The sequence below is a fragment of the Haematobacter massiliensis genome (assembly GCF_000740795.1).
GTDB lineage: Bacteria > Pseudomonadota > Alphaproteobacteria > Rhodobacterales > Rhodobacteraceae > Haematobacter > Haematobacter massiliensis.
Map to the genome: position 1 here is coordinate 1 of NZ_JGYG01000005.1, position 15,501 is coordinate 15,501.

At 67.7% G+C, this 15,501-nt stretch carries 17 protein-coding genes and 1 riboswitch; of the genes, 5 read left to right on the forward strand and 12 right to left on the reverse strand.

Annotation, left to right across the window (positions count from 1 at the left end):
• From CN97_RS09080 to cobF, 3 genes are all read left to right on the forward strand, one after another.
• Nucleotides 1-524: ABC transporter ATP-binding protein (locus CN97_RS09080; protein ID WP_035710189.1), on the forward strand; the 524-nt coding region annotated here is incomplete at its 5' end.
• A 2-nt stretch (nucleotides 525-526) separates the two neighbouring features.
• Nucleotides 527-955: a pseudoazurin gene (locus tag CN97_RS09085; RefSeq protein ID WP_035710191.1), complete on the forward strand. Its 429-nt coding sequence runs from the start codon at nucleotides 527-529 to the stop codon at nucleotides 953-955.
• Nucleotides 948-1,715, forward strand: coding sequence for a precorrin-6A synthase (deacetylating) (cobF, locus tag CN97_RS09090; RefSeq protein WP_035710193.1), 768 nt, complete (start codon nucleotides 948-950; stop codon nucleotides 1,713-1,715). The genes CN97_RS09085 and cobF overlap by 8 nt, the downstream gene beginning before the upstream one ends.
• Here cobF and cobA read toward each other — a convergent pair.
• Genes cobA through CN97_RS09115 form a run of 5 tightly spaced genes read right to left on the reverse strand, consistent with a single transcriptional unit; the run spans nucleotide 1,694 to nucleotide 6,009 of the window.
• On the reverse strand, nucleotides 1,694-2,413 hold the full coding sequence (cobA, locus tag CN97_RS09095) for a uroporphyrinogen-III C-methyltransferase (RefSeq protein ID WP_035710195.1): 720 nt from the start codon (nucleotides 2,411-2,413) through the stop codon (nucleotides 1,694-1,696). The genes cobF and cobA overlap by 22 nt on opposite strands.
• A complete protein-coding gene (locus CN97_RS09100; RefSeq protein ID WP_035710196.1) occupies nucleotides 2,410-3,705 on the reverse strand; it encodes a cobyrinate a,c-diamide synthase in 1,296 nt (431 codons plus the stop codon). The genes cobA and CN97_RS09100 overlap by 4 nt, the downstream gene beginning before the upstream one ends.
• On the reverse strand, nucleotides 3,702-4,475 hold the full coding sequence (gene cobM, locus CN97_RS09105) for a precorrin-4 C(11)-methyltransferase (protein WP_035710198.1): 774 nt from the start codon (nucleotides 4,473-4,475) through the stop codon (nucleotides 3,702-3,704). The genes CN97_RS09100 and cobM overlap by 4 nt, the downstream gene beginning before the upstream one ends.
• Nucleotides 4,472-4,834, reverse strand: coding sequence for a cobalamin biosynthesis protein (locus CN97_RS09110; RefSeq protein ID WP_035710541.1), 363 nt, complete (start codon nucleotides 4,832-4,834; stop codon nucleotides 4,472-4,474). Before CN97_RS09110 ends, cobM begins: the two co-directional genes overlap by 4 nt.
• Nucleotides 4,831-6,009 carry a bifunctional cobalt-precorrin-7 (C(5))-methyltransferase/cobalt-precorrin-6B (C(15))-methyltransferase gene (locus tag CN97_RS09115; RefSeq protein ID WP_035710200.1) on the reverse strand — a complete coding sequence of 393 codons (1,179 nt, stop codon included), beginning with the start codon at nucleotides 6,007-6,009 and terminating at the stop codon, nucleotides 4,831-4,833. Before CN97_RS09115 ends, CN97_RS09110 begins: the two co-directional genes overlap by 4 nt.
• On the opposite strand from CN97_RS09115, the gene CN97_RS09120 reads away from it, so the two are divergent.
• On the forward strand, nucleotides 6,008-6,748 hold the full coding sequence (locus tag CN97_RS09120; protein ID WP_035710202.1) for a cobalt-precorrin-6A reductase: 741 nt from the start codon (nucleotides 6,008-6,010) through the stop codon (nucleotides 6,746-6,748). The genes CN97_RS09115 and CN97_RS09120 overlap by 2 nt on opposite strands.
• Here CN97_RS09120 and cobJ read toward each other — a convergent pair.
• The 7 genes from cobJ to CN97_RS09155 are packed head-to-tail and all read right to left on the reverse strand — an operon-like array spanning nucleotide 6,727 to nucleotide 14,523.
• The gene (gene cobJ, locus CN97_RS09125) at nucleotides 6,727-7,467 is read right to left on the reverse strand and encodes a precorrin-3B C(17)-methyltransferase (RefSeq protein ID WP_035710204.1); all 741 of its coding nucleotides are present in this window, start codon (nucleotides 7,465-7,467) and stop codon (nucleotides 6,727-6,729) included. The two genes, CN97_RS09120 and cobJ, sit on opposite strands and share 22 nt — an antisense overlap.
• The gene (cobI, locus tag CN97_RS09130) at nucleotides 7,464-8,177 is read right to left on the reverse strand and encodes a precorrin-2 C(20)-methyltransferase (protein WP_035710206.1); all 714 of its coding nucleotides are present in this window, start codon (nucleotides 8,175-8,177) and stop codon (nucleotides 7,464-7,466) included. Before cobI ends, cobJ begins: the two co-directional genes overlap by 4 nt.
• On the reverse strand, nucleotides 8,177-8,806 hold the full coding sequence (locus CN97_RS09135; protein WP_035710207.1) for a precorrin-8X methylmutase: 630 nt from the start codon (nucleotides 8,804-8,806) through the stop codon (nucleotides 8,177-8,179). The genes cobI and CN97_RS09135 overlap by 1 nt, the downstream gene beginning before the upstream one ends.
• Nucleotides 8,790-9,914, reverse strand: a complete 1,125-nt coding sequence (locus CN97_RS09140) for a hypothetical protein (protein ID WP_035710209.1) — start codon at nucleotides 9,912-9,914, stop codon at nucleotides 8,790-8,792. Before CN97_RS09140 ends, CN97_RS09135 begins: the two co-directional genes overlap by 17 nt.
• Entirely contained in the window at nucleotides 9,911-13,144 is a 3,234-nt protein-coding gene (gene cobN / locus CN97_RS09145) for a cobaltochelatase subunit CobN (RefSeq protein ID WP_035710211.1), read from the reverse strand. The genes CN97_RS09140 and cobN overlap by 4 nt, the downstream gene beginning before the upstream one ends.
• On the reverse strand, nucleotides 13,144-14,160 hold the full coding sequence (gene cobW, locus CN97_RS09150; protein ID WP_035710213.1) for a cobalamin biosynthesis protein CobW: 1,017 nt from the start codon (nucleotides 14,158-14,160) through the stop codon (nucleotides 13,144-13,146). Before cobW ends, cobN begins: the two co-directional genes overlap by 1 nt.
• Nucleotides 14,161-14,523, reverse strand: coding sequence for a DUF1636 domain-containing protein (locus tag CN97_RS09155; protein WP_035710543.1), 363 nt, complete (start codon nucleotides 14,521-14,523; stop codon nucleotides 14,161-14,163). It abuts the gene before it with no gap.
• A 108-nt stretch (nucleotides 14,524-14,631) separates the two neighbouring features.
• Nucleotides 14,632-14,836, reverse strand: a riboswitch (cobalamin riboswitch).
• On the opposite strand from CN97_RS09155, the gene cobO reads away from it, so the two are divergent.
• Nucleotides 14,822-15,496: a cob(I)yrinic acid a,c-diamide adenosyltransferase gene (gene cobO / locus CN97_RS09160; protein WP_084684068.1), complete on the forward strand. Its 675-nt coding sequence runs from the start codon at nucleotides 14,822-14,824 to the stop codon at nucleotides 15,494-15,496. It overlaps the preceding riboswitch by 15 nt.
• Nucleotides 15,497-15,501: the final 5 nt, after the last annotated feature.

Below are 15,501 nucleotides of genomic sequence, written 5' to 3' on the forward strand. Positions count from 1 at the left end.
AGCAGCAGGCCGACACGGTGGAAGCGCTGACGGCCCGCGATGTGGTCGAACTCGGCCGAACCCCATGGCTCTCCGCGCTTCGGCCCTTTGGCGCAGGCGACGACAGCATTGTCGAGGATGCGCTGGCAGCGGTGGAGATGCGCCATATGTCAGCGGCGCTCTGGTCAACCCTGTCAGGGGGCGAGCGCCAGCGCATCCATATCGCGCGCGCACTCGCGCAGCGCCCGCGGCTGCTGCTTCTGGACGAGCCTACCAATCATCTCGACATCCACCATCAACTCGGTCTGCTCAGGCTCGTGGCACAGCTCCCCGTGACGGTGATCGTCGCGCTCCATGATCTCAATCAGGCCATGGGTTGCGACCGGATCGCGGTTATGGACGGCGGTAAGCTTGCCGCCTGCGGATCACCTGAGGAAGTGCTGACCCCCGCGCGTCTGGCGGCGATCTTCCGCGTCGATGCCCGCCGCCTGACCGACCCCGCCGATCAGGCGACCATTCTGCGCTTCTGCTGCCTTGAGGATTGACGATGCGATACGTGAAACATGCCACTTTGGCGATGCTGCTGATGGCTGGTCCGGGCCTTGCGGAAACCCACGACGTGAAGATGTACAATCGGAGCGAAAATGGGGCGATGATCTACGAGCCCTCCTATCTCCGCATTGCGCCGGGGGATACGGTGCGCTTCCTGTCCACGCAGCCTGGCCATAACGCCGCGACCATCGACGGGATGATCCCCCCGGGTGCCAAGCCTTTCAAATCCCGGATCAACGAGGATTTCTCGGTCACGCTTTCCGTGCCTGGCGCATATGGCATCAAGTGCTCGCCTCATTACGCGATGGGCATGGTGATGCTGATCGACGTGGGCGGGCGAATGGACGCTGACCTGCCGCCCGACCTGCCAAGGCGCGCCTCCGAACGGTTCCGGCAGATTCTGGACGCGCGGCCGGATGCCTGATCCGCTCGAAATCGTTCTGATCGGCATCGGCACGGGTAATCCCGAGCATCTGACGCTTCAGGCAATCCGGGCGCTGAACCGGGCGGATATCGTGCTCCTTCCGCGCAAGGGCGTGGAGAAGGGTGATCTGGCGGCGCTCCGCCGAAGCCTTTTCGCGGATCTTGTCAGCAACCCTGCGACACGGATGGTCGAGTTCGACATGCCGGTGCGCGATCCGTCCATCCCCGCCTATCTCGCGCGGGTCGACAACTGGCACGACGCCATTGCGCGTGCTTGGCAGGACGCACTGGCGCCCCATCCCGAAGCGGGGGTGGTCGCGCTGATGGTCTGGGGCGATCCCGCGCTATACGACAGCACCCTCCGCATTGCGTCGAGGATGGGCCGGCCCGCGCAGATCACGGTCATTCCCGGCATCATGGCGCCGCAGGCGTTGACCGCTGCTCACGCCATTCCCCTGAACGCGGTGGGGGCACCATTCCTTGTCACCACGGGGCGGAAGCTCTCGGAGGAGGGGTGGCCGGTGGGAGTGGAGACGCTTTTGGTGATGCTGGACGGGGACTGTGCCTTTCAGAGGCTGGATCCGCAGGGTGTGACGATCTGGTGGGGCGCCTTTCTCGGCATGTCAAACCAGATCGTCGATCATGGCCCGCTGGCGGAGGCGGGCCCGCGTATCCTGGCGGCGCGGGCCGCTGCACGCGCAGAACATGGCTGGATCATGGATACCTATCTTCTGCGCCGTCACTCGGCGAGCGCACCGTAGAGGATCAGCGTCGGGGCTTCTTCCCGCGGAGCGACAGCCAGCCGCCCTGCCAGGCCAGCCACCGTGTCCCGGTAAAGCGCTTGGCGTGGGGTAAAGACACCCTGGGCCATGAGAGCGGGCGTGTCCGCAGGCAGACCCGCCGCGATCAGGCGCAGGGCGAGCTGGGGAAAGGTTGCCCGCGCCATGAAAACCGCCGTGACCGCGCCCGGATCGGCAAGAGCTGCCCAGTTCAGCTCTTCCGGCAGCGCGCCGGTGACATCGTGGCCTGTCACGAACTGTAGCCGTTGGGCAGCACCGCGCCGGGTCAGCGGAATGCCTGCAGCCGCGGCGGCGGCGCAAGGCGAGGGCACGCCGGGGATGACCTCGAACGGAATCTCCGCCTGGCGCAGGGCAGCGATCTCCTCCTCTAGCCTGCCGAATACGCCTGCATCGCCGGATTTCAGCCGGACGACCTGCGCACCGGCCCGCGCATGATCGACCAGAAGCCTGCTCACATGATCCTGCCGGGGCGACGCGCGGCCCGCGCGCTTGCCCACGGAGATCAGTTCCGCGCCGGGGGGCGTCATGTCGAGGATCGGACCGGCGGACAGATCGTCGTAAAGCACGACTTCCGCGCGACGCAGGCGATTTGCAGCCTTTACCGTCAACAACTCCGGGTCACCCGGACCGGAGGAGACGAAACTGACAAAGCCGGTCATGAGGCCCTCGCGATCAGGTGAAAGAACGTGCCGCTGACCGTTCCGCGATGTGATCCCGTCTCCGCCACGGGCGCGCCGTTTGCATCCTCCACGCGGGCCAGTGGCGCGTCGGGTTGCGACAGGATCGTCGAATAATGGAATTCGTGCCCCCTGAGCCGCGCCCCTTTCGTGAAGCCGGGGAGGGGAGCCTTCAACTCCGCCAGCCGGTAGCCGAGATGCATGCGCCGGGCGGCATAACTCGTGACAAGGCCAAGCATCCCCGCCATCCGGTGCGAGGTTCCCTGCGCGTCAATCAGCGCCTCGCCCAGCACCATGTAACCACCGCATTCCCCATGCACGGGCCGCGTCGCAGCGAACAGCCGCAGGCCCGACATGAACCGCTCGGCACCCGCGATCCGGCCTGCGTGGAGTTCGGGATAGCCGCCGGGCAGCCAGCACAGATCCGCATCCGGAGGCGGCTCATCGGCGAGCGGAGAAAACGGCAGGATCTCGGCGCCCTGCAGATGCCAGCCATCCAGAAGATGAGGGTAGGCAAAGGAAAAGGCCGCGTCCCGCGCCAAAGCGACTCGCTGGGCAGGCGGGGGAAGGTGCTCTGCCGGGATCACCTTTGCGCCGCCAGTCGCCGCGGCCTTCAGCGCGGGGAGGTCGAGATGCATGCGCAGGAAGGCCGCGTAGCGGGCGACGGCTGCTTCCAGATCAGGATGCTCCGCCGCTTGCACGAGCCCCAGATGCCGCTCTGGCAGCGCCAAATCCCCCCGCCGTGGCAGCGCGCCGAAGCAGAGCATGCCGGCCTCCTCCAACGACAGGCGGCACAGATGCTCATGCCGGGAAGACGCGACGCGATTCAGGATCACTCCCGTGACACGAACGCCGGGGCGGAACCTGCCCAAACCCGCCGCGACCGCAGCCACGGTCTGTGCCTGTCCCGAAACATCGAGGACGAGGACCACGGGCCAACCTGTCATCGCGGCAATGTCGGCGCTGGCCCCGGTTCCCTGCTCGCCCGGGGTCGCCACCCCGTCGAACAGCCCCATGGAGCCTTCGGCCAGCGCCATCTCTCCGCCCCGTGCCAGTTGCGCGCCGAGGAGACCGGGCGACATGGCCCAACTGTCCAGATTGAAGCTCTCCCGCCCCGAGGCCGCGCGGTGAAAGGCCGGATCGATGTAGTCTGGCCCGCATTTGTAGGGCTGCACGGCGATGCCATCCTCTGCCAGACAACGGAGCAGGCCAAGCATGACGGTGGTCTTCCCCGATCCTGACCGGGGCGCGGAAATCAGAAGGCCGGGCGTCACGGTTTCGCGGCTCCCGTCTGGCCCGCCCGGAAGCGGCGGTCGTAATCGGCGGCATAGAGGCGGCTATTCTCAAATGCCTCCTGCGCGAGCGCGGGACCGACAATGATAAGTGCAGTGCGCTCCATCGTGTCGCCCACCAGCGCAGCGATGGAGGAGAGGGTACCGCGCACGACCCGCTCCTCCGGCCAGCTTGCCCGCCAGATCACCGCAACCGGGCATTCCGGCCCGTAATGGCTTTCGAGTTCTGCCGATATCTCTGCCAGCCGGTGAATGGAAAGATGCAGGGCAAGCGTGGCCCCGGTAGCGGCGAAGCTTGCCAGCCGCTCTCCGTCGGGCATGGGAGAGGCACGCCCGCCGGTGCGTGTCAGCACAACGCTCTGAGCAACGCCGGGAAGCGTCAGTTCCATGCCCAGTGTCGCGGCGGCGGCGGCAAAGGACGGAACGCCGGGGGTTACCGTATAGGGGATGTCCAGCGCGCGAAGCCGGCGGAGCTGCTCGCCCATCGCCGACCAGACGGAGAGATCTCCGGACTGCAGCCGCGCCACATCCTGACCCCTGCCATGGGCCGCCGCGATTTCCGCCGTGATGGCGTCGAGGTCAAGGGAAGCCGTGTTCACGAGCCGGGCGCCGGGGGGGCAATGGGCCAGCACCGCCTCCGGTATCAGGGATCCGGCGTAGAGGCAGACAGGACATGCCGCTATCAGATCGCGGCCCCTGATGGTCAGAAGGTCTGGCGCGCCGGGACCGGCGCCGATGAAGTGGACGGTCATCGAATGTCTCCCGTTACGGCGAGGGCGGCTGTCGCCATCCGGTCGCCGGATATGGATCTGGGGCCAGCCAGACGCGCGCCTGCTCCGGCGGCCGCGAGCGCGCAGGCCTCCGCCACGGAGCCGGTTCCACGCGCGGAGCGGGAGGCGGCGCCATCGCTCAGCGTCGGCTGTCCCGATATGGCGTGGGCCGGTATGGCGAGCAGCAGGTAGCCCGCGTTGCAAAGTGCCAGCGCCGCCGGTTGGCCCAGCTTGTCCTGTGGCAGAGCGAGACGACGGCACCCTTTCGCGCCCGCCCGTTCCAGCGCGTCAAGCACCGAGGCCATCGTCGCGGCCTTCCGAAAGCCGATGCCGGCGATCATCGCGTCACGCTCCACTGAACAACCGGGTAGCTGGACTTCCAGCCGCGTTTCCGCCCCAGTGGACGGGCCTCGGAAAGCTCCACGCGCATCAGGTTTCCGCCGTGGTCGCGATGCCAGACGGAAAGCAGCGCCTCTGTCTCCAGAGTGACCGCATGGATCACGAGGCGCACACCGCGCGGGAGCCGTTTCCAGAGCATGTCGAGCAGTTCCGCATCGGCGCCTCCGCCGACAAAGACGGCGTCCGGGTCACACAGTGTCGCGAGCATGTCCTGTGCCGCGCCCGCCCGCACGTCCAGCCCCACGCCAAGCCTTGCGGCATTGGTCTGGCAACGGAGGGCGCGTCCGGGATCGCGCTCGATGGCGATGCAGCGCGTCGTGGGATCGCAGAGCATCCACTCGATGCCGATGGACCCGGAGCCAGCGCCGATATCCCAGAGCATTTCGCCCCGGCGCGGCGCGAGCGCCGAAAGCGCCAGCGCGCGAACGGGGCGCTTGGTGATCTGTCCGTCATGATCGAACAGGTCGTCCGGCACCCCGGAACAGCGCGGGATCACCGGGCCATCTCCGGCGATTTCGAGCGCGGCGATCACAAGCGGATCGACCCCGGTCAGGGCAAAGTCCGCCGCCGTGGTCACCCGAATGCGCTCCGAGCTGCCGCCCAGCCGTTCCATGAGGGTAAGCCGCGTGTCGCCGAAGCCTTCGGCAGCAAGCCACTGGGCGAGTTCACCGGCGGATGTGCCGTCGCGAAGCGTCACGATGGCCCGAAGGCCGGGCGCAAGGTGGCGGCGGAGCGAATGCAGCGGCGCTGCATGAAGGCCCACCCGCAGCGTCTCCTCCTCCCGCCAGCCGAGCCGCGCCGCAGCGAGAGCCATCGCCGACGGCGCGGGGAAGGCACGCCATTCCCCCCTCTCCAGCCGAGCAGTCAGCACACCCCCCGCGCCGTGCCAGAAGGGATCGCCGGAAGCGAGCACCGCGACCTGCCGCCCCCGCAGCATCAGCACCGGTTCTATGGAGAAGGGTATGGGCCAGGGCCGTCGCTGCGGATGGTCTATCAGGCCGAGATGCCGGGAGCCACCGAAGACCACCTCCGCGGCGGTGAGGGCGCGGAGGCTTGCAGCGGAGAGGCCATCCGGGCCATCTTCGCCGATACCGATGATCGAAAGCCATTCACCCATGCGACCGACCCTGATCCTTGGCGGTACGACGGAAGCCAGCCGCCTTGCCGCCGCCATGGCAAAGGCGCGGCTCCCCGCGGTCCTGTCCTACGCCGGGCGCACCCTTGTCCCCCGTGCGCAGCCGGTATCCGTGCGGATCGGTGGTTTCGGGGGTGTCGATGGGCTGACGGAATATCTCGTCCGGGAACGGATTGGCAGGGTCATAGATGCCACCCATCCCTTCGCCGCCGGAATAAGCCGCAACGCGCGTGCTGCCTGCGACAGGACCGGAACACCGCTTCTCCGGCTGGAGCGCCCCGGCTGGATGCCGGGAGCCGGGGATCGCTGGGTATCGGTGCCGGATATGGCAGCCGCGGCCGCAGCGCTTTCGGGCGCGCGGAGGCATGTGTTCCTTGCCATCGGTCGGCAGAATCTGGACGCTTTTGCAGGTCTCCCGCAGCACCACTACCTGCTCCGGCTGGTTGATCCGCCGGTGATGCCGCCGCCGTTCCCGGACTTCAGCACCGTCATCGGGCGTGGCCCCTTCGATCCGGCAGAGGAGCGGGTGCTTCTGGAACGACACGGCATCGACATCATCGTCACCAAGAACGCGGGAGGCGAGGGCGCGGAAGCCAAGCTCTGCGCCGCCCGCCTGCTGGGCCTGCCCGTGCTGATGATCGAGCGGCCCGCAGCGGAGGGTGAGAGCGTGGCGGGAGTGGAAGGCGCGCTCCGTTGGTGTCATGCCGACCTCGGTGTGTAGACGAAAGGGCCGACCCGGCGGGTCCGTGACGAGCCGACGATGACCACGGTGCGCATGTCCGCCATCTCCGGCCGCGCCTCCGAGAGGGCAACGGTGCGGATCACCTGCTCAGGGGTGGAAACGGCACGGGCAAAGACGATCAGTCGCTCTGGCTCGCACTGATCCCGGAGCGTGGCCAGCACCTCGCCGAATTGCGCGGGGCGCGTGTTGGAGCGGGGGTTGTAGAATGCCATGGCGAAATCCGCCTCCGCCGCGAGACGCACGCGCTTGAGCACGAGATCGAACGGTTTGAGATTGTCGGAGAGGTTGATCGCGCAGAAATCGTGCCCGAGCGGCGCGCCTGCCGCCGCCGCCGCCGCCAGCATCGCAGTGATGCCGGGCAGGATGCGGATGTCTGCCTCCAGCTGCGGCATACTCTCCAATGCCTCAAAGAGCGCCGAGGCCATGGCAAAGACCCCCGGATCGCCGGAGGAGACGATCACCACGCGACGCCCTTTCGCCGCGAGGCGCAGCGCGTGATGGGCCCGGTCCAGCTCCGCCCGGTTGTCGGAGGCATGTCGCGATAGCCCCTGCCGCGGGGTGATGCGGGCGACATAGGGCTGATAGCCGATGATATCGGTGGCTTCGGCCAAGGCCCGATCCACCTCTGGTGTCATCATGCTGGAGGCGCCGGGCCCAAGGCCAGCCACGATGACCCAGCCGGACTGAGGCGCTCTCATGGCCGCCGCCCCCGACCATGCACGAGGGCGATGGCGAAATACGGGATCTCCCCCTCCACTTCGCGCAGGGGGCGGACCCGTTCGGTGGGCATCGTGCCGTTCTCCACCAGCCAGGCGTCCGCCAGCCGTCCTGCGGCGGCAAGCGCGCGGTGCAGCTTGGCAAGATTTCGCCCGATCTTCATGACGACCAATGCGTCGGTATCCTGTGCACGCCGGCGAAGCTCGCTTTCGGGCAGGGTTGCGGGAACCACGGTCAGCACATCGTCGCCCCAGGTGATCGGCTGGCCTGTCGCGGTCCAGCAGCCCGCCATGCCGGGAATGCCCGGCACGACCTCCACGAGGCCAGCGGGCAGGCGGGAATGCAGGTGCATGAAGCTGCCGTAGAGGAAGGGATCGCCCTCGCAAAGCACGATCACATCGGTCTTCCGGGCCTGCTCGGCCAGCCGCCTGGACCAGCTGTCATAGAAGGGGGCGAGGGCGGCTCCGTAGGCGGGGTCACTGAAGGGCACCTCGGTGGTGACCGGATACTCCATCGGCCATTCCTCGGCCTCTGCCGGGATCAGCCCGTCAACAATGCGGCGTGCCTGTCCCAAGCGTCCTGCCTTGCGGAAATAGGCGATGACCGGGGCAGTGGTCAGGAGCCGATGCGCGCGCAGGCTCATCAGGTCGGGGTCTCCGGGGCCAAGGCCGATGCAGATGACCTTTCCCATCATTCGCTCCTGCTGGCGAGAGCGTTGACCGCCGCGACGGTGACGGCGGAACCTCCGAGACGCCCCTCCACGACGGTCCATGGCGCGGGGTCGTCCGCCATGAGGGCCGCCTTGGACTCCGCCGCTCCGATGAAGCCCACGGGGCAGCCGATGATCGCCGCCGGACGCGGGCATGCCGGATCCGCGAGCATGTTGAGCAGGTGAAAGAGCGCGGTCGGCGCATTGCCGATCGCCACGACTGCCCCCGCCAGCCATGGGCGCCACAATTCTAGAGCCGCAGCGCTTCGGGTGGTGGCCAGCCGGAGGGCGAGTTCGGGCACCTGACTGTCGTGAAGGCTGCAGATTACGGCGTTCCCGGCGGGCAGGCGCGCGCGGGTGATACCCTCCGCCACCATACGTGCATCGCAGAGGATCGGCGCTCCCGCTTCCAGCGCCGAGCGGGCGACAACGGCGAAGTCACGGGAGAAGCGGATATGCGAGGCCAGCTCCACCATTCCCGCGGCATGAATCATGCGCACGGCGACGGTCTCCTGCTCAGGAGTAAACCGGGTGAGATCGGCCTCGGCACGGATAGTGGCGAAGCTGGCACGATAGATCGCGGCGCCGTCTGTTTCATAAAGGTGGGGCAAGCGGACCTCTCAGCAGGGCGTAAATCTCGTCGATGGAAAGCCCTGTCAGGGCGGGAGGGTCGTCCGCACAGCCGTCGCGGATCAGCTCGAACCTTCCCGCGCGTCCGGTGAGCGTGATGTCTGCGGGTCGTGGATGCGCGCAGCCCTTCGCACAGCCCGATACATGCAGCGACATGGACCGCGTCAGATGCGGGGCGAGTTGCAGGGCCAGTTCCCGCGTCGCCACGGTGGCGGAGCCGCAGGCAGGCTTGCCGGGGCAGGCGCTCACCCGGAGCGCGGGATCCGCAGGGTCGACGATCCAGTCCGGCGAGGGCGGCACCGCCGCCTCCACCAGCACCGATCGCCAGGGGGTGAGACGCAGGGAAGCCACGGCCAGCGCACGGAGGGTTCCTGCGGCCAGCCGTCCGAAGGGCAGCGCGACGCAGCACCCCCATTCCGTATTGCCGGGGCGGAGCGGCTCTCCCTGCAGCGGGGCCAGTGCGGCGTTCAGCGGGGGTTTACTCCCGGCGGCAACGAGAGACGCCATGCGGCGATGGCCGTCCGAATGCTCGTGGAACCATCGCGCGAGATCCATCGCCCGCCCGATGGCGGCTGTTGCGCTGACGTGCTCGCCGAGCGCCATCCCATCGGCACGCACTATCAGCCCCTTCGCAGCCCGCTCCAGTCGGATATCGGCGGAGGCACCGCCAAGGATCGCCCTTGCACCGGTATCCACCGCAAAGCCGAACTTCGCCGGCAGGTCCAGCTCCTCCGCAAGGGCAGCCTCCAACGCGGCGCTCAGGCCAAGGGTTTCCGCATCCTTCGCGATAGGCGTGGTCAGGATGTTCCGCCGCGCTTCCGTTGCCGCATCGGCGTCCAGCAGCCCGAGGTCGTCCAGTGCCCTGTGCAGCCCGGAGAGCGCCTCCCGCCTGACGCCGCGCAGCTGAAGGCTCGCCCGGTTGCCGAGTTCGATCTCCCCCGAGCCGTGCGACTCTGCGAGATCGGCGAGCGCCAACGCTTGCGCGGCGCTCAGCCGTGAGGCACGGGGCCGCAGCCGGACGATCAGTCCGTCCCCGGCTTCCATCGGGCGGAGTGCGCCGGGACACCAGCCCTTTACGTTGCTCCTCATGTCAGCCCCACTGCGCGGCTGTTGGAGCGGGATTGCCACAGCCCCGCTTCGGCAAGGGCTGTGAAACATTCCTCCATCGCGGCGAGCGCGGCAGGATTTGCCTGGGCGAGGAAGTCCCGAACCTCCGGTTCATCAAGGGTTACTGCATGATAAAGGTCGAACAGGTGAGAGGGCACGACGCCTGCCAGATGGGCAAACGCGGCCATGTGTTCGAGCGTGGCGGCGATTTCGGCAGCGCCGCGAAAGCCGTGCCGCATCATGCCGCGGATCCAGACGGGATGCGCCGCGCGGGCCCGGATCACCCGGGCGATCTCCTCGGCCAGGGGCCGGGCGCGGGGCCGTTCGGGCCGGGTTGCGTCTAGATGGTAGAGCTTGGGCCGTGGCGCTCCGATCCGGGCCATTGCCGCCGCGAAACCCGCCTCATGCGCCGCATAATCTTCCGCCAGCAACAGGTCCGTCTCGGGGAGGTCTTGTGCATGGACGAAACTGTCGGCGTTCCGCAAGCGCGCCTCCAGCACGGCACGGGCGGGCGCGCCGCTTGCATCATGTGCAGAGGCCGCGAGCCATGCCTCACCTGCCGCGTGGCGCTGATCCGCCGTGAACCGGTCCAGAGCGATGCCAAGGCCGTAGCTGCCCGGCTCAGGGCAGAAGACCCGCGGCCCGGGCGGCGACGCGACATAGGGGTTCATGTCCGCGGCCTCATCCCTGAGGGCGAGCGCGGCTGAGGCGGCTTCAAACAGTCGGGCGAGATCGGGAAACACATCCCGGAACAGGCCGGAAACCCGCAGCGTCACATCGATACGCGGTCGGTCCATCAGGGCGAGAGGGATGATCTCGTAGCCCGTCACCCGATCGGAGGCATTGTCCCAGACGGGGGTGACACCCGCGAGATGAAGCGCCATGGCGAATTCCTCTCCCGCCGTGCGCATCGTTGCCGAGCCCCAGAGATTGACCACCAGCCCGCGGGGATAATCGCCCTGATCCTGCAGGTGACGCCGGATCAGCTCCTCTGCCAGCTTCACCCCTTGCGCATGCGCTGCACGCGAGGGAACGGCGCGCGGGTCGGTGCCATACATGTTGCGCCCGGTCGGCAGAACATCGCTCCGCCCGCGATAGGGGGAGCCGGAGGGGCCGGGCGGTATCGGCTCGCCCGAGAGGGCAGCGATGAGCGCCCGTCGCTCCGCCTCGACGGAGGCGCGATCTCCCGCCTGCCCGCCGTCTGCCTGCGGCGTGCCGCGGCCCCATATGTGCAGTCCCGCGCCGAACTGGCTTTCCTTCACGTCGCAGACGAAGCGGTCGATACGCGGGATCGCCTCTGCCGGAGACGCGCTGCCGGGAAGGCCGAGGTCATCCTCAACGCCCGCCCGCTGTGCCTCCTGACGGATGGCGGAGATCAGCCGGGTGCGACGTGGCGGGTCCAGCCCGTCGGCGGTGGAGTATTCATCCAGAAGCCGCTCGAGCCGTGCAAGCTCCGGCGACAGACCACTCTCGGCGAGGGGCGGCGGCAGATGGCCGAGCGTCACCGCGCCAACGCGCCGCCGGGCCTGTGCGGCCTCTCCCGGATCGTTGACGATGAAAGGATAGATCACCGGCATCGGACCGGTGAGCGCCTGCGGCCAGCATGCAGAGGACAGCGCGGCTGCCTTGCCAGGCAGCCATTCCAGCGTGCCATGGGCGCCGATATGCACGATGACATCCACCTGCTCGCGCAGCCAGAGATAGAAGGCGACATAGGCATGGCAGGGGACGCGGGTCGTGTCGTGATACACCTCCTCCCGGTCCTCTCCATCACCCCGCTCCGGTTGAAGCGCCAGCAACACATTGCCACGACGGATGGCGTGAAAGTCGAAGCCTGCATCCCCGACATCGCCGTGGATCGCGTGCAACTCCCCTTGCAGCGCTTCGGGAAGGCGATGGAGCGCTTGCCGGTAGGAGGCCTCGGGCCAATGCACGGTTTCATCGAGCGCCGCTTCCGGCGCAGGGCCGGGGGGTGCAGCATGACCTGCCTGCCGCAAATCCTCCAGCATGGCCGCTGCCGAAGCGAAGACGTCAAGCCCCACTGCATGTGCCGCCCGATGCGCCTTGCCGGGATAGGTGGACAGAACGAGCGCCACGCGCCGCTGCGCAGCCGGAAGGGTCGCAAGCCGGTACCACGCACAGACCCGGGCGACGGCAGCAGCGATGCCTGGTGCGTCTGCCTCGTGCCGGGACTGCGCAAACTGCAGGTGCGTATCCCGCGCCCGCGCTTCCTTGAAGGAGATCACCCCTGCGCCGATCCTCCCGTCAACTTCCGGCAGTGCAACGTGCATCGCCAGATCGGAAGGGGAGAGACCGCGCGCGGACTGCTGCCACGCTGCGCGTGTGGATGTGGCGTGGATGGCCTGAAACACCGGAACGCCGGCCACCTCAAGCGGAGAGGCCGCGCCGCTCCTCGCCGAAAAGGCGGTGGTATTGACGATCGCCACCGGTGCCAAGGAGGGCAGCACCTCGCGCAGCCATGCGGCGGCGGCGGTATCCTTCAGGCTTGGCAGGAAAAGCCCCGTGGCGTGAAGCCCCTCCCGTTCAAACCCCCGGATCAGCGCGGCGATGGCATCCGTATCGGCAGCAGCGAGCCATGCGCGGTAGAACGGAATGGCGACAAGCGGCAGCCTGCCCGCCTGCGGATCGGACATCGGGCCGGTATCGGGATGCCAGAAGCCGAAGGGCGCCAGCGTCTTGGGACCGGCAACCGGGCCTGCGTACAGCCCGGAGGCCAGAGCAAGCTGCGCCAAGGCCCCCTGAGCGGCGATCTCTCCCCCCGCTTCGCAGAGCGTGGAAAGCCTCCGCAATGTTGCCGCGGGCAAAGTCGAGGCGGCGTCCAGCGCTGGATCGAGCCGCCCGTCCGCCGGCAGGATGGCGAGTGCGATCCCCCGGTCCCGCGCCAATCGCGACACCTGCTCCACACCGTAGGACCACCACGAGGCCCCCCCGATGAGCCGGATGAGAACCCCTTTCGCGGCTGAAAGCGTACGTTCGATATAGGTGTCCACCGAGAGCGGATGGGTCAGCGCGGACAGATTGGCCAGCCTCAGAGACGGCAGCGCCTCCCGACCGCGCTGCCACCCCGCCGCGAAAGCCCCGAGATCGCTGTCGGAAAACGACATCACCACAAGGTCTGCGGGCGACTGCCCCAGATCCTGCGGGGTGGCCGTTTCTTCCATCCCGTGGCTCTCTCGGAAGAGAACGTGCATCAGAGAAGCGCTGCCCGCACGACGTCGGGTTGCAAGTTGCCCTTCTCCGCGATGATGACCAGCCGCCCCTGCCGGGGTTGCTGGCCCCAGAGTCGGTCGAACTGATGGCGGACCCGCGGGCCGACGGCCTGAACCAGAAGGCGGAGGGGCTTGTCCCTGACCGCCACATGGCCCTTCACGCGGAGGATCCTGTGATCGCCCGCCAGAGCCGCGACCCGGTCTGCCAGAGCCTGCGGATCGGCTATCTCCGGCATATCGACAACCATCGTGTCGAAATCGTCGTGGTCATGTTCCGCCTCTCCGTCATGATGGGAGGGGCGGGCGTCCAGCCCATCCTCAGCCGCTGCATTGAGCCCCAGCACGATGCGGGGGTCGATCACCCCTTCGGTGAGGGAGACCACCGGCAACCCGCGCGGTGCTTCGGCGTCGATCACCCTGCGCGCTTCTGCCAGCCCGGCTTCACCGGCCAGATCGGCCTTCGACAGCAGCACGATATCGGCGCAGGCGATCTGATCCTCGAATACCTCGGACAGAGGGGTTTCGTGATCCACATCCGCCGCATCGCCGGGATGTCCGGGATCGGGCGCGAAAAGACCCTTCGCCACCGCTTCGGCATCCGCTACGGCCACCACTCCGTCGATCGTGATCCGGGAGCGCAGTTCAGGCCAGTCGAACGCCTTCAGCAACGGCTTGGGCAGGGCGAGGCCGGAGGTTTCGATGACGATATGATCGGGCCGCGGCTCCAGGGCCATCAGGCGTTCTATGGAGGGGATGAACTCGTCCGCCACGGTGCAGCAGATGCAACCGTTTGTAAGCTCGACGATATTCGCCTCCGGGCAACTCGCATCCGCGCAGGCGCGGATCAGGTCGCCATCCACGCCGACATCGCCGAATTCATTGACCAGCACCGCCAGCCTCCGCCCGCCGGGGTTCTGCAGAAGATGCCGGATCAGCGTGGTCTTTCCGGCGCCAAGAAATCCGGTGACGATGGTGACGGGGGTTTTTTCGATGGACATTCAATCCTCCAGAGGCGGGATGCGGGCGATGGTGTTCTTGCGGATGACCTCGGGCCGCATGCGCCACGGCACCACGCCATCGTCCGCCGCCGCATAGGCACGGATCATGGCGATCAGGTCATCGAGGTGGAGGTCGGGGTTCAGGGCGCCCTGCACATAGGTCCAGCGTCCCGGCCCGCGAAGGACAACGGCGCAGCCCCGGGAGCAGGCCGAGAGGCATTGCTGGCGCCGGTGGTCGATGCCCGCGCGGACAAGCGCGTCGGACAGGCGCGCGCCATCGCGGGGCGCGTCGGGGGCCACGTTCGGGTCGGCGCCCTGCAGGCGGCAGGTGGTACAGACCACCAGTTCGATCGCATCGCTCATCGGCCCCTCCGGCCAGACGGTCTTGGCGGAGGGGAACAGAACGGGGCTGCCGGAACCGGCAATCACCGCCCTGCGGCACACCCCGGCCGCGGCTTCGGACAACCGCCCTTGAGGCGGCAGATCGCGGCAGGTCTCCCGGCTTGCGGATGTCAGGGTTTCCCCTGGCGGTCGCCCCGCCTTCCCGGTTTCCCAGTGGCTTCAAGGGCGACCTCTCCGGTCACGGTCGCGGGGGCGGCTGCGTTGGGGCGGTGAAGCCTGTCGCATTCCCTCTTAGCCTGCCGTAAGGCAGGAACCAGCGATGCGGACAGCCAAGCCACGCTGCGCGTCGGAAGTCAAGGAGACTGCCGTGACGGATGACATTATCACGCCGGAGGAAGCTGCCGCACATGCGGCGAAGAAGGCGCGTATAAAGGCGGCGCGCGACCGGATGAAGGCCGAGCGGCGCGGCGAGAAGGGACTGGTGATCGTCCTGACCGGCCCGGGGAAGGGCAAGTCTTCCTCTGCCTTCGGTATGGTTCTGCGCTCCATCGCCCATGGCATGCCAACCGCCGTGGTACAGTTCATCAAGGGCGCAATGACGACCGGGGAGCGCGACCTGCTGACCGGCAGTTTCGGCGATCTCTGCCGGTTCCACACCATGGGCGAGGGCTTCACCTGGGAGACCCAGGACCTTGCCCGCGATCGCGCTGCCGCCAGAGCCGCATGGGGAAAGGCAAAGGAGATGATCCGGGATCCCGCGATCCGAATGGTGCTGCTTGATGAGATCAATATCGCCCTACGCTACGATTATCTCGACATAGCGGAAGTGGTTGCATTTCTACGGGACGAAAAGCCGCCCATGACTCATGTGGTGCTCACCGGACGAAATGCGAAACCCGAGCTGATGGATGCCGCCGATCTGGTGACGGAGATGCAGGTGGTGAAACACCCGTTCCGCAGCGGGATCAGGGCGCAGGCGGGGGTAGAGTTCTGAACCTC